Consider the following 13429-nt stretch of genomic DNA (forward strand, 5'->3'; position numbering starts at 1 on the left):
GTCTTTGACATTAAAGAAGACGATGAAAAATTTTTTAAAAAATAGTCGAACAGGATTATGGAGTGTCTTGTTTGTATTCGGCACTTTCAATATAGCTGCTGCCCAATCTGTGCCAGATACTTTGGCGCAACGCGTGAAGGCCTGCGTTGCCTGCCATGGTCAAGAAGGCCGTGCCACTACGGATGGTTTTTATCCACGTATCGCTGGTAAGCCTGCTGGTTATTTGCTAAATCAACTGCGTAATTTTCGGGATGCTAAGCGTACTTACCCGATGATGACGTATATGGTCACGCATTTGAATGAAAGTTATTTGCAAGAAATTGCGGAATACTTTGCCAGCCTAAATCCGCCGTATGCCGCACCACAGCCGAGTCAGATATCCGCCGCAGCGATGGAGCGAGGTCGTGTGTTAGTAAAACTGGGTGATACGAGTAAGAAATTGCCAGCGTGCATCGCGTGTCATGGTGACAAAATGACTGGCCTCGCACCTTTTATTCCTGGTCTATTGGGCTTGCCGCGTGATTATCTGGTTGCCCAATTAGGTGCCTGGCAGACCGGTAGTCGACATGCTACAGCACCTGATTGTATGCAAGGCGTGGCAAAACAATTGGATGCCATCGATATCGCTGCGGTTTCTGCTTGGCTCGCGATTCAGAACTTACCAGTCGATACCAAAGCACCACTCGCGACACAAGACTTCAAATTGCCACTTGCTTGCGGGAGTGTGCTGCCATGAAGATTTCTGCCAAAAAAATCGGTAAGTTTATTTTGTTATTCCTCACCTTGGCAGTCGTTACTATCCTGTTACTGGCATGGTATGGTTATCGCGTAGGAGATACCTATCAGTCTGCCTCCAACACGAGTGAACTTGCACCGACAGGTTTAGGTAGTTCAAATCTGGTTAACGAGTCTGTGCTTGAACGTGGTGCGTATTTAGTAAAGCTCGGCGACTGTATGGCTTGTCACACCGCACGTGGTGGCGCATCATTTGCAGGTGGCAGAATCATGCAATCGGAGTTCGGTCAGTTTATTACACCTAATATCACGCCAGACAAACAGACCGGCATAGGTAGTTGGACGGCAGAAGATTTTTGGAATGCAATGCATAACGGTCAGGGTAAAGATGGGCGCTTGTTGTACCCGGCTTTTCCTTTTCCGAATTACACCCATGTCACACGAACTGATGCCGATGCAATGTTTGCGTATTTGCAGACTCAGGCGCCAGTAACACAGAAAAATGCGTCGCATCAATTAGGTTTTCCGTATAGTTTGCGGGGCACACTGGCGATTTGGCGCGCTTTTTATTTTGAGCCGGGAGTTTTGCCTGCACAGTCGTCACAAAGTCTAGAGTGGAATCGCGGCGCTTACTTAGTGCGTGGTTTGGGACATTGCAGTGCTTGTCATAGTTCGCGCAATAGTTTAGGTGCGAATCGCGGCAGTGATGATTTTTCCGGTGGCGAGATGGCAGGTTTGCTGTGGTACGCACCTTCCTTCACAGCGAAGGAAGAATTAAATCTGTCTGTCACAACAACCGACATCGCGCAGCTCTTGCAGCATGGCGTGAATGCATCTTCTAGTGTGAATGGTCCAATGGCAGAAGTTGTCAAAGAAAGTCTGCAGTATTTGACAGATCAAGACGCCCAGGCGATTGCTAGTTATTTGCACGCTTTACCGCAACAGAAACAAAATACTCCCGATATGTTTGATCAGGCGCTGGCGCGATCAAGTGTGAGCAAAGAGCAGATGCAAGACATTATGCTGCGTGGTGAAACCATCTATCGCGCGCAATGTATAGATTGTCACGGCAAACAGGGTGAGGGCAAGACTGGAATTTATCCTGCATTGATCGGAAATCGATCAATACAGATGCCGAATATCAGTAACGCCGTCAGAGTGATTTTGGCGGGTGGTTTTTCTCCTGCAACTCGAGCCAATCCACGCCCGTATAGCATGCCACCCTTCGCACCATTTCTCGACGATACTGAAGTAGCATTGGTATTGACCTATATTCGTAATGCTTGGGGGAATCAGGGCAGTGTAATTGGCGCTTCAGAGATCAATCCCTATCGCACGGCGGCTCTGGATTAAGGACGAAAATACCCAAGTCGAGATGGGGAATACTCTCGTCTCCCGCTTGCGGAAGAAGGGAGTATATGCGTCTTTGTTGAGCTATTGAGTTTGCGTAGATACCCGTGTCTCTAAGAGCTCAGAAGCGAACGCAGTCATTTCAGATGTTCAGTCATTTCACTTCACTCGAGAGCGCAAACGAAGTTGAAAAGTCAGCGCGATGGACTAGTTAATAACTTCTGCATCCACTGGCGTTTTTCCGCTAGCGAGCTATCTTGCTGAGCCCAGTCATTCAGACGTTCTGTATAGCCAGGTGTCATCATCCAGCCAAATACTTCAGCCTTATCTTCCTCAGGGCCATAACCGGCGTACAGACTCACCAACCCAGCGCGTGGATGACCGAGGTTTTGAAATTGTTTGCCATAAGCTGTTGCACCGCCTTGACCATAATTGGTATTTGTCGGATTTAAAGCTAGCCAGGCAGGATCGCGAAAATAGAAATCTTTATTTAAACGATGTTCGATCAAATGATAAAACTCATGATGCGCGCGCATTTCCATGCCGACCATGCAAAGTTGTGGATGACCATTATCGGCATAAACTAAGCTGTCGCTTTCTGGAGCAGGCATGGCTAAACGAAACTGATCACCGACATGAAAATCTTTGACGAGGACAATGTCACGCACTTGCATGCGCTGAAAAAAATTGGACGGATAGCGAGTAAAGGCTGGCAGTATGGCATCGAGTAAGCGGGTTAAACGCTGTCTATCTCTAAGTTCTTCGGTGAATGCCAATCCTTGTCCGTGGGGACTGTGTAGTTCCCACAGAACGCGCAGTCCGTGGTTTGCCAATGCCTGCTCGGCACGAATTTTTAGTGCAGACAAAGTAGTCGGATCAGGCAATTCGGTGTATGCACGTATGACACCAGGGCATTCTGTGCGCATACTGTCATTGTGCGCTGGGTTAGGAATAAGCTGATTTTGTGGCGCGGTGTTACAGGCACTTAAAATCAACGCGGTGGCAAATGCCATCTGATTTGCTAGCGTTGTAGATAGTGGTGAATTATTTTTGTGTAGATGTGACATAGATCGATAAACAAAAAGACCGGCACTGAATGTGTCGGTGCTGGTTCCGTGTGGACTAAGTAAGAAATAAAGAGGCACAACGCTGAGAAGTCGAAGCAGCGATAAAATATGCAAGGAAACGATGTAAGCGCTCGTCGAGACTTTCTATGAGCTTTCTTGATTCTTTGCGAGTCAGCGGCATAGCGGCTTAGCGCCTCAGCGTTGTGAGTTGATGATTTTTCATCCTTAAGCTCGAAGACTTAAAAACTATACTTAGCGCTAATTTGCACAAAACGCCCCAATTGATTGTGAAAGGCGGCATTAAAACCTTGCAGATAGGCGATCATCGATGCGTCAAATGGGGCTTCTTTGTTAGCCAGATTTTGCACCGTCAAGCTGAGATTAAGATTTTTCTGATAGCGATAAGTTAGATAGGCATCGGTCGTCAGCCAAGGCTTAATTTGGCAATACGAAGGATTTTTTTCTTGATAAGTACAATTCGATTCTGGTGTCGCTTTTAAAGAATAGCCTGCAACATAGTTCCAACTAAAGCCCATATTCATATTGCCTTGTTCCCAGCCTAAGCCAAAGCGAGCACGATTTTTAGGGACTGTGTAATAACCGGCGTAATCGACTTTGTCGACGCTGGAATTTTCCGCTGATTTATAGCTTAGTACTTTATTCAAGCTCGCGTTCAGACGTAGCTTTCCGTAGTCAGCCATGTTGACTTCGCCGCGTGCATCCAGATCAATCCCACGAACTTCGGTCTGCGCCAGATTGGAAGTGAGTAATAGAAGTTTGTCGATGACATTTGTACCAGCGTGACGAATCACCAGATTTGGATACGCGCTCTCGTGATCTAACAAATACTTCGCACTGATTTGTGATACTTCATCGCGTCGTTGTATCGCGTAGTAATCGAGTGCAAGTGACCAGCCCGTAGTCGGCTCAATGACCGTTCCCAAGGTATAACTCTTGGACTTTTCTGCTTTTAGATTGGGATTTTGACCAATTTCATATTGCACGTATCTATCACATTGCGGATTGTCAGAGCTCAGTGTCGGGCAGAATTTAGGATCTTGTACCTTCATGTAACCGGCGATGGTGCCTGAATTCATTTCTGGCAAAGTCGGCGCGCGGAAACCATGTGCAAATGTCGAACGCACAGCCCATTGCGGCAAAACTTTCCATTTGATGCCCAGTTTCGGTGTTGTTGCTGCACCAAAATCATTGTATCGATCGACGCGAGCGGCAGCGTTGAGCTCCAACTCTTTCAAGACGGGAGCCACAATTTCCCCGTACATCGCGGCGACATTACGCTGCCCAACGGAGCCGGTAATCGAAAATAATTGAATCGCACCGGAAGAAAATAAGTCATCAGGAACCGAGCTGAATTTTTCTTGGCGGAATTCGCCACCCACGGACACACCAACCCGCCCCCCAGGCAATTGCCACAGTTCCCGGCTGGCTTTTACATCAATTAATGCGGTGCTGGTATCGGATACATTACGCATGGCTGGATAGAGTCGTGCCATCAGCGCAGCATCATTCGCGGCGGCATCGCCTAAAATGAAGCTCTTATTCACGTAGCCGTTTTTGTCTAACACCTCACCCGTCAGCACTGCATCTTGAATATAGCCTCGGTAACGAATTGCTCCTTTGGCTTTCGCTACCATCACGCCAATTTCTGTATCCCATTCACCGAGATTGCCGCGTATCCCTAATGTCAAACGCGAGTTGTCATTGGCAGAATGAATGCGATTTTGAATGTCGTCAAAGTTATAGCGTACCGCTACAGGCTTATCCATTAAAGGGTTTTGTGGATGGCCAACGGGCAGCACCAGATAGGCAATTGGGGATCCTGGGGCATTGCCGAATTCACCTTTTACATCGACTAAATCATAGGTGTAAGCAGCGTAGGCGGACGTACCATAGCTGTAAGTATTGGCCGCATATTTGACTCGGCTAAATGAGGCATCACTGAATAATTGCCAATCGGATCCCAGCGCTAAATTAGCGGTTGCGTACACGGCATCATTGGTTGAGGCGGAAACGACATTGACATTTTTTGTATTGTCCAAAACGCAGCGACCATTCAATGCGGGCGTTGCTGGGTCATTGACTGGGATGCAACCAGCTAATGGCGCAATAAAACTGCCTCCATAATAGCCGCCCGTTTGATACACATTGCGATAGAAACTAGAGCGAGAATCTGTCATATTGAAACGACGGAAATCAGCATCTTTCGTCCGAGGTCGTGCATTGGCTAAGACGGGATCTTGTTCATGATGGCCATAATTGATCATCCAGTTATAACCATCCTGGGCCAGATTTCCTTGTCCCCAACTGATGCCAGCAGAACGGGATTTTGCATCACGATAGCCACTGGTGCCGAGGCTTCCATAAACTTCTTTGCCTTGATAATCTTTGCGTAAAATGATGTTGATGACGCCCGCGATCGCGTCGGCACCATAAATTGCGGAGGCACCATCGAGCAAAGTTTCTATACGTTCGATGGCATCGACAGGTATCGAATTCGTATCAACAAAAGATGCTGTACCGAAGCCATACGGGGCGGTGCGACGGCCATTGACTAATACCAGGGTTGAGCCAACACCTAAGCCGCGCAAAGAAATGCCCGCTGCGCCGAAAGCTTGGGTTGGTGGTCCTTCAGTGTTGTAACCGCCGGCGTTACCTGCAGGTATCGTGCGTAAGACATCGGTCAAGGTAACCGCGCCGCTACGAATAATTTCTTCTTTGCTGATGACTTGTACCGCTGAAGCAGTTTCTGCATCGACACGTTTGATCCGGCTGCCGGTTACTTCGACCCGCTGGGTTGCGTTTTGGTTAGTGTTACTGGTAGTTTTATCGTCGCTTTGTTGGGCACTCACTGGCATCACTGCAAAACCAGAAAATAATAGGGCGATAGCTTGTGCTATCGGACGTCGTTGTAGCATGTTTACTCCTGATGATAATTTTCCCGGCCATCCGGTTCAGGGGCAGAGTGTGGTACTAGTCGTCAAGTCAAGCATGCCAAATTCTGCTGAATTTATACAAAACGGCTGTCAGTTGCTGAAATGTGAGATTTTGTTAACATGTCGCCGCCAAGCTTGTCGGAGTAATTGTGAGTGGATTTAGGGAGCAAAGCCGGAAACAAATTTTACGCAAAATAAAATGTAAATCTCTTCACAATGCGGAACTAATTTCGCCTTCGTGTAGACTAAGAGTTGGCAATTAATAAATAGCTATAAAGAATGCGAAATTCTTTACCATTATAAAAATCAGAACACACGCCAACAGTTGCGATCCATCGCAAGATTCAAGGCGTAAGTGTTATAAAGAACAGATGTGAGGGAAAATAATGAAACCAAGTTTGATTTCACTGGCAATCGCGACATTCGTCAGCGGTAGTTTGCCATTGGCCACATGGGCTGCAGAAGATGTAGCCAAAGCAAAGCAACAAGTGACGCAATCATTGCACCGACATCAAGATGCACCTTCAATTAACTACAGCAAGGTCACAAGCCAATTACCACGCGGTATACGGCCTAGCCATTACGATATCGCTTTAACGCCAAACGCGCAGAATGCCAGTTTTTCTGGTAAAGCCACAATTACTTTATCGCTGTTGCAAGCGAGCGATAGCATTACTTTGAATGCGACCGATCTCAGTTTTAAAAAAGTACGTTTGATTGAACTGAAAACCAAAACGCAATTCGACGACGCCAAAGTCACGCTCGACAAAGAAGCACAAACAGCGAGCTTTCATTTCTCAAAGCCATTGAAGAAAGGCGAATACAAACTGGAATTGGACTACGATGGCCTAATCGGGACACAGGCCGTCGGTTTGTTTTCACTCGACTATGAAAACGCTGAAGGCAAACAACGTGCACTCTACACACAGTTTGAAAATTCAGATGCACGGCGCGTGATCCCGTCATGGGATGAACCGATTTTTAAAGCGACGTTTAATCTGGAAGTGATAGTGCCAAGTAAACAAATGGCGGTGAGTAATATGCCAGTGCTATCAAAGACAGATCTGGGTAATGGCACTAGTCTGGTGAAGTTTGGAACCTCGCCTAAGATGTCGACGTATTTACTGTTCTTGAGTGTCGGTGATTTTGAGCGCGCAACGGTGATGGCCGAAGGCACAGAAATTGGCGTTATCGCGAAACGCGGAAGTCTCGATCAGGCGCGATACGTGTTGGAAGAATCAAAAGGAATTTTGCGTGAATTTAATGACTACTTTGGTACGCGCTACCCTTTGCCAAAATTAGACAACATCGCGGCACCTGGCAGCAGCCAATTTTTTAGCGCGATGGAAAACTGGGGTGCGATCTTTACTTTCGAAAGCTCCATCCTGTTAGACCCGAGTATCTCTACTCACGCGAACAAAGAATTAGCCTTTGTTACGGCCGCCCATGAAACCGCCCATCAATGGTTTGGCAATCTAGTAACGATGCAATGGTGGGACGATTTGTGGCTGAACGAAGGTTTTGCCTCGTGGATGGAAAACCGTACTATGATGCGCTTGCATCCAGAATGGCTGCCAGAATTTAATGCAATCTCGGTACGTGAACAGGCGATAGGTCGCGATGCACTGGCGACGACGCATTCTGTGGTGCAAAAAATCAAGACTGTCGATCAAGCTAGTCAAGCCTTTGACACCATCACTTATCAAAAAGGTGAAGCGGTGATTCGCATGTTAGAGAATTACGTGGGAGCTGACGCTTGGCGTGATGCGGTACGTGCCTATATGAAGAAGCATGCTTACAGCAACACGCAATCTCGTGATTTGTGGGTGCAGGTCGAAAAAGCTGCGCGCAAACCTATCGTTGCGATTGCCAAAGATTTTACTGAACAAGCTGGCGTACCTTTGATTTATGTCGATGATGTGGTGTGCAAAAATGGCAAAGCGATCGTGAGCTTGCGTCAGGGGGAGTTTTCTAAAGATCTACCGAATAAGAAGCCTCTGCACTGGCGCGTCCCTGTCGTAGCACAAATCGCCGGTACAAAAATCATCGGCAATACCTTGGTGGTCAATGGCAAGGGCAGTTTGCAATTGCCAGCCTGTGGCACGGTGGTGGTGAATGCGGGACAACAAGGTTACTACCGTACTTTGTACGCGCCTAAAGTATTTGCACAATTGGCGCAGAATTTTTCACAGGTTGCTGCGATAGATCAAGTCGGTATTTTGTCCGATAGCTGGTCTTTAGGCTTGGTAGGTCAGCAAGACATCACTGCCTATCTGGACTTGGCGAAAGTAACGCCAGTGACGGCAAGTACTCAGGTTTGGGATAATATCGCTGGAAATTTTGCGAGTGTACGAGATATCCTGAAAGACGATACTACGCGTCAAAAAGCGTTCAAACAATTTGCTCTGCAACGTTTAACACCCATCATGCAAAATCTGGGCTGGGACGCAAAAGCAGGTGAAGCCGAGTATATTTCAAGCTTCCGCACCAATCTGATTGGGGTATTAGGTTCTCTCGGAGAACCAGGTGTACTAGCTGAAGCGCAACGACGTTTTCATCTCATGGACAGTGACCCAAGCGCAGCACCAGCCGCTTTACGTATAATAATCCTCAGCATCGTTGCAGAAAATGCCGATCAAAAAACGTGGGATGTTTTGCATGCCAAAGCGGCTGCGGAAAAGTCTTCGTTGATACGCCAGAGTCTTTATTCATTGTTAGCTTCTAGCGAAGACAAGGCACTAGCACAACGTGCGTTGGATTTAGCACTGACCGAAGAACCAGGCCTTACGGTTAGCGCCGGTATGATACGTCAAGTTGCGAGCAATCATGCTGACTTAGCATTTGATTTTGCGATTGCCAATATGGCGAAAGTCAATGAGAGAGTTGATGCCACATCACGCAGCCGTTTCTTTCCAGGACTTGGCAGTACATCGACCGATCCCAAGATGATCGATAAACTGAACGCCTATGCAAATGCCCATTTAGACCCAAGCGCACGGCGTGAACTGGAGACGGTGATCGCAGGAATTAACTATCGCATCAAAGTCAGGCAAGAGCGCATGCCTGCGATTCGCGTCTGGTTGGATAGCCAAGCGAAGTAATTACGTAGGTAAGTTAGCTTGCTTCAATAAGAACCGCCGCAGACTTAAGTTCTGCGGCGTTTTTTATGTGTGACAGTGCGCAGCGAACGATTGAGGCAGGATATTCTATTCGTCAATATGGGATCAAATATGGGATCAAATATGGGATCAAATATGAGATCAAATATGAGATCAAATATGAGATCAAATATGAGATCAAATATGAGATCAAATATGAGATCAAATATGAGATCAAATATGAGATCAAATATGAGATCGGTGTAATTCGTCGCGATTATCGTTCTAGGAGTCTAAGTCGACATTACCGACCAAAAAGTCGTTTCCAAAAGCTTTTTCTGGGTTGCGAGCGATTGGCATCAATGATTGCTTGTGCTCTTGCATTTAAGTCTGAAGATAGTTCCTTCGGAGTTGGTCTTTCTGGATTGTGTTTCTTGGGCGCTTGGTTGTGCATTTTAGCGCCGCTGCCAAATTTATTGCGGAGCATCTCATTCCATTCATCGAATACTGCTTTTGGCCATAGCTGCCAAGGTGCGATGATAATGCAACCTGGGCATTCGTCACTGACCAAAATGGGGATGACCGGGTTAACCATGGCATATCCAGGAAAATTTATTTCGCTGTTAAAAATAGTAGTCGATGCCAGTAAAGGATAAGGCAGCAATGAGGGTGGCGTACACCAAGCGAAAATCCGTGTGGTTTCAGCGAGTAAATGTTCTCTGTACTTTTCCAAAGCAGGGTCGGACTGCTGATCCGATTTCATATTCAGTAAGCGCGCAGCAATGCTGTACAAGTCACCACGATCTACTTTACCTAACGGATCATATAAAATTTCGCCTGGTGCTATTCCAAAAAATTTAGGGTCGAATAAGCGGTTATTCGCCTGTACCAGTGCACCCCAAACCACGCGGCCAGATCGTAGTAGTTTCGGTACGTCGCGGTTCAAACGCTGGAGTGGATCGGTGGCAGACATTTCTGGCGGGATTGGCGATTCTATCCAACGCTTGTAGCTTGCCGGGAGATCTAAGTTTACGTATTGTTCGTTAAAATTAGGAATCAGTGATTTTTGTGGCAAAGCGTCAAACTGTTTTTTCTTATCTGTAGGTGCCTGAATATGCATCCCTGCGCTAAATGCCACGCTTTTATCCGGTGTGCTTTCAAACAGGCGCGTACAGATCGACACTAACGGTAAGAACTGTCCATTTTCGCGTTCTTCAATTAGCAAGCTATGAAAGCCCTCACCAAATATTTTTATGTCGGCATCTTTTTCAAGTGCATCCTGATAGGAACGCAGATGAAAATTTTCGCCACTCACTCTGGTACGTAGTTCGACGACATAAAATGCCAGAAATAGCAGTAAATTTACGTTCGATTGCCTAGCTAGAAAATCTGCATATACTGGAGATTTCTGCGTACGTAGCATGTCCAAGAAATAATCAATTCGCTCTAAGCTTGCCCAGGAATAATCTAACTTGCACTTGCGTAACTGAGATTCCCATGCCAAGCCACCCTCAAAAACCAAACCTTGTTCCCATGCGCTCAAATAGCATAAAGCCTGAAAATTTGGAGACATAGTTTTCCTTGAAAGTGAGTTTCGCTTCGGTATATTTTTGTTGGTATTATTGTAAATCACTTTCGATTTTTTCTAAATATGGGGATATCTTTGTATGTTCAAGTCGAAGCGAACGATGAGTTGCCTTCAAAAAGCTTGCACCTCACGATTTTTGATACTGCTTTTAGTAAGAAGCTCATTCCAGCTGTCTAAGATCCGCTAGCTTTCGCTTCGCAACGAAGAAGTCAGGGGGGCAAGGGCTTCATCTTCATATGCAAATTGAGCAGGTGTCATGATTTTGCGTATTGCCTCGTACCGAAAACGCATGGCGATGCCGAGCTTTCTAACTTACTAGCCATAAAATTCACGCCGTATTTTTTGGCCTTCATCTCTCGAATGTGGCTTTTATCGGAATTCGTAAGTTAATTTCCTCTCTCCTGACTATGCTCAGAACACACTCATCGATAGTTCGTGTAAATCAGCTGTTCGATTTGTTTAGACATAAGACTTCCCATACATACTTTTCAGGAGAATCATCATGACATTTTTACGTACAACTTTTCAAACTCTTCAACAATTTTGCATCGGCGCAGTGGTGGCTTGTAGCTTGCTAGGCGCAGGTCTTGCACAAGCAGAACGTGGTCCGGCGACAGCGGAGGAAGGCGAGCGCATCGTTAAATTGGCGGCGGTGGCAGACAAAGATCCGTTAGCAACAATGAATTCTGCCGAAGGTCGTTGGTTTCAAAAATGGGCTGATGACGTGCCTGATTATATGTTCGGCCCGGATAAAGGCGTATTCTGGTTTCATAATGGTGTTGCCAAGGGTGATTTGATGCGAGTTTTACGCTTTCATCATACAGTGAGTACAGCCGCTTTTCAGTTGCAAAAGAAGATCAAAGATCCGATGAAAAATGAAGCTGATAACGACGCTAAAACTTTGGCCGGTGTAGAAGGTGTGTTACGTGCATATGAATCTCTGGTAGTAAAGAATGCTGATAACCGTGTGGCAGCAATTGACGAAATGATTGTGGCGCGCAACAAGGGGGGATTGGAAGAACTTGTCAAGAAAATGCCACCCATGCCTAGTCGTTAATTTTGTTTGAGAAGAGCGGGTTTTCGGCTCGCTCTTTCGGTAGACAAGCGTCGCTTTTTAATCGATCGTATTTACTTGAGACCACTATGTTCGCATTCATTTCACGCCCACTTAATCTCATCGCCTTCGCCGTGAGCGCAATCTTCTTACCGCACAGCTTAGTCTATGCGCAGAATCAAGCAATTGCTGTTCAAACTTCCAATACTAATACTACGAATGCATCTAAAGACTTGCTTACTGAAATTGCCCAGAACAATCAGTTGATGTTGAATCTGGAAGAAATGTGTGACGGTATAGGTCCACGCTTAACCGGTTCGAAAAAATTACGTCAAGCGCAGCAATGGGCGATGGAAAAGCTGAAAATTTATGGCGCGGTAAATGTGCATGAAGAACCCTATGAATTCGGTAAAGCCTGGACGCGGGGTGTAGCACGCGTTAGCTTATTGAATGCGAATGGAATGGCTTTAGATGTTCAACAGCAAGCATGGAGTGAAAGTAGTCCGCATAAAATGTTTGCTGAAGTAGTGGTGATGAACGTTAAAACTCTGGAAGAATTTAAACAAATTTCACCACGTTTGCGCGGAAAAATTGTGCTTGCTCTATCGACACCTAAAGCAACGCCGGAGCAAGAAAAAAACTTCAAACAGTATTCGGATGAATTGAATAAAGCGATACTCGAAGCGAATTTCGCTGCGATATTTTTTGTCTCTGGCCGTGAGGGCAATCTGCAAGACATGCATGGCGGTCCCAGCACTCGTTATAAAAAGAATGCAGCGATCATTACCAAAGAACACGCGAATTTATTGCAGCGTCTCATCGCACGTGGCATTACACCAAAGTTGGAATTTGAATTCGGTGGGCGCTTGAGTAAAGATGCCGTGCAAGCTTATAACGTGATCGCTGATTTTCCTGGTACAGAGTTAGCTGATGAAATGGTGGTGCTAGGTGCACATCAAGATTCCTGGGATTTAGGCACGGGTGCGACGGATAATGGTGTCGGCACGGTGGTGACGATGGAGGTATTGCGTGCTATGCATGCACTGAAGTTGAAACCGAAACGGACCTTGCGTGTGGTATTGTTTTCGGGAGAAGAGCAGGGCTTGTTGGGCAGCAAAGCCTATCTGAAAGCGCATGTAGCAGAGCAAGCAAAAATACAGGCAATGCTCACGCAAGATGCGGGCGGTGGGCGCATCACAGGTTTTCTGGATATGAAGGTCGATGAGTGGTTTACCGCATTAAATGACGCGAAAGAACAAACGAAAGAATTGAGCAGCTTGGACATCACGTATGCGGCCGGCGGTGGGTCTGATCACCAGGCTTTTTTTGAACAAGGTATACCTGCATTTGCACCAATTCAAGACGCTCTCGATTATCGTTCGCATACGTGGCATAGCCAGGTCGATACTGTGGATCATGTGGCGAAAGATAATTTAATCCAAAATGCCCAAGTCATGGCGGCAATGACTTGGGCGATGCTAAACGGGAAAAAATTGCCACATCAGTCTGTGCAAAAATAATCAATTTTCTTTACTTTATTGGCTTCACGTGATTCTTCACCGCATGAGGATAAACTTTATCCG

Annotated in this window: 8 protein-coding genes; 5 read left to right on the forward strand and 3 right to left on the reverse strand. The window is 46.3% G+C overall.

From position 1 onward, the window contains the following. Positions 1-22: 22 nt before the first annotated feature. Positions 23-736 (forward strand): c-type cytochrome, encoded by a 714-nt coding sequence (locus tag ACO0KW_RS03275; RefSeq protein ID WP_423050596.1) that lies wholly within the window; start codon positions 23-25, stop codon positions 734-736. After that, positions 733-2088: a c-type cytochrome gene (locus tag ACO0KW_RS03280; protein ID WP_423050598.1), complete on the forward strand. Its 1356-nt coding sequence runs from the start codon at positions 733-735 to the stop codon at positions 2086-2088. The genes ACO0KW_RS03275 and ACO0KW_RS03280 overlap by 4 nt, the downstream gene beginning before the upstream one ends. Before the next feature lie 191 nt (positions 2089-2279). Here ACO0KW_RS03280 and ACO0KW_RS03285 read toward each other — a convergent pair whose 3' ends face one another. Both ACO0KW_RS03285 and ACO0KW_RS03290 read right to left on the reverse strand, forming a co-directional pair. Beyond that, entirely contained in the window at positions 2280-3098 is an 819-nt protein-coding gene (locus ACO0KW_RS03285; RefSeq protein ID WP_423050600.1) for a hypothetical protein, read from the reverse strand. Between the two features lie 293 nt (positions 3099-3391). Next, positions 3392-6088 carry a TonB-dependent receptor plug domain-containing protein gene (locus tag ACO0KW_RS03290; RefSeq protein WP_423050602.1) on the reverse strand — a complete coding sequence of 899 codons (2697 nt, stop codon included), beginning with the start codon at positions 6086-6088 and terminating at the stop codon, positions 3392-3394. A 404-nt stretch (positions 6089-6492) separates the two neighbouring features. Between ACO0KW_RS03290 and ACO0KW_RS03295 the strand changes: the two genes are divergently transcribed. Further along, on the forward strand, positions 6493-9207 hold the full coding sequence (locus ACO0KW_RS03295; RefSeq protein ID WP_423050604.1) for a M1 family metallopeptidase: 2715 nt from the start codon (positions 6493-6495) through the stop codon (positions 9205-9207). Positions 9208-9508: 301 nt separating this feature from the next. Here ACO0KW_RS03295 and ACO0KW_RS03300 read toward each other — a convergent pair whose 3' ends face one another. After that, entirely contained in the window at positions 9509-10777 is a 1269-nt protein-coding gene (locus ACO0KW_RS03300; RefSeq protein ID WP_423050606.1) for a hypothetical protein, read from the reverse strand. A 517-nt stretch (positions 10778-11294) separates the two neighbouring features. Here ACO0KW_RS03300 and ACO0KW_RS03305 point away from each other — a divergent pair. Together ACO0KW_RS03305 and ACO0KW_RS03310 are read left to right on the forward strand one after the other, a co-directional pair. Further along, positions 11295-11849, forward strand: a complete 555-nt coding sequence (locus tag ACO0KW_RS03305) for a hypothetical protein (protein WP_423050608.1) — start codon at positions 11295-11297, stop codon at positions 11847-11849. An 86-nt stretch (positions 11850-11935) separates the two neighbouring features. Then, on the forward strand, positions 11936-13366 hold the full coding sequence (locus ACO0KW_RS03310) for a M20/M25/M40 family metallo-hydrolase (protein ID WP_423050610.1): 1431 nt from the start codon (positions 11936-11938) through the stop codon (positions 13364-13366). Positions 13367-13429 lie beyond the last annotated feature (63 nt).

This window comes from Undibacterium sp. Ji22W, assembly GCF_049340305.1.
GTDB lineage: Bacteria > Pseudomonadota > Gammaproteobacteria > Burkholderiales > Burkholderiaceae_D > Undibacterium.

Coding starts and splice junctions, on each gene's coding strand:
- ACO0KW_RS03275 (WP_423050596.1), top strand. CDS start 23: ATGAAAAATTTTTTAAAAAATAGTCGAACAGGATTATGGAGTGTCTTG.
- ACO0KW_RS03310 (WP_423050610.1), top strand. CDS start 11,936: ATGTTCGCATTCATTTCACGCCCACTTAATCTCATCGCCTTCGCCGTG.
- ACO0KW_RS03295 (WP_423050604.1), top strand. CDS start 6,493: ATGAAACCAAGTTTGATTTCACTGGCAATCGCGACATTCGTCAGCGGT.
- ACO0KW_RS03290 (WP_423050602.1), bottom strand. CDS start 6,088: ATGCTACAACGACGTCCGATAGCACAAGCTATCGCCCTATTATTTTCT.
- ACO0KW_RS03300 (WP_423050606.1), bottom strand. CDS start 10,777: ATGTCTCCAAATTTTCAGGCTTTATGCTATTTGAGCGCATGGGAACAA.
- ACO0KW_RS03305 (WP_423050608.1), top strand. CDS start 11,295: ATGACATTTTTACGTACAACTTTTCAAACTCTTCAACAATTTTGCATC.
- ACO0KW_RS03280 (WP_423050598.1), top strand. CDS start 733: ATGAAGATTTCTGCCAAAAAAATCGGTAAGTTTATTTTGTTATTCCTC.
- ACO0KW_RS03285 (WP_423050600.1), bottom strand. CDS start 3,098: ATGGCATTTGCCACCGCGTTGATTTTAAGTGCCTGTAACACCGCGCCA.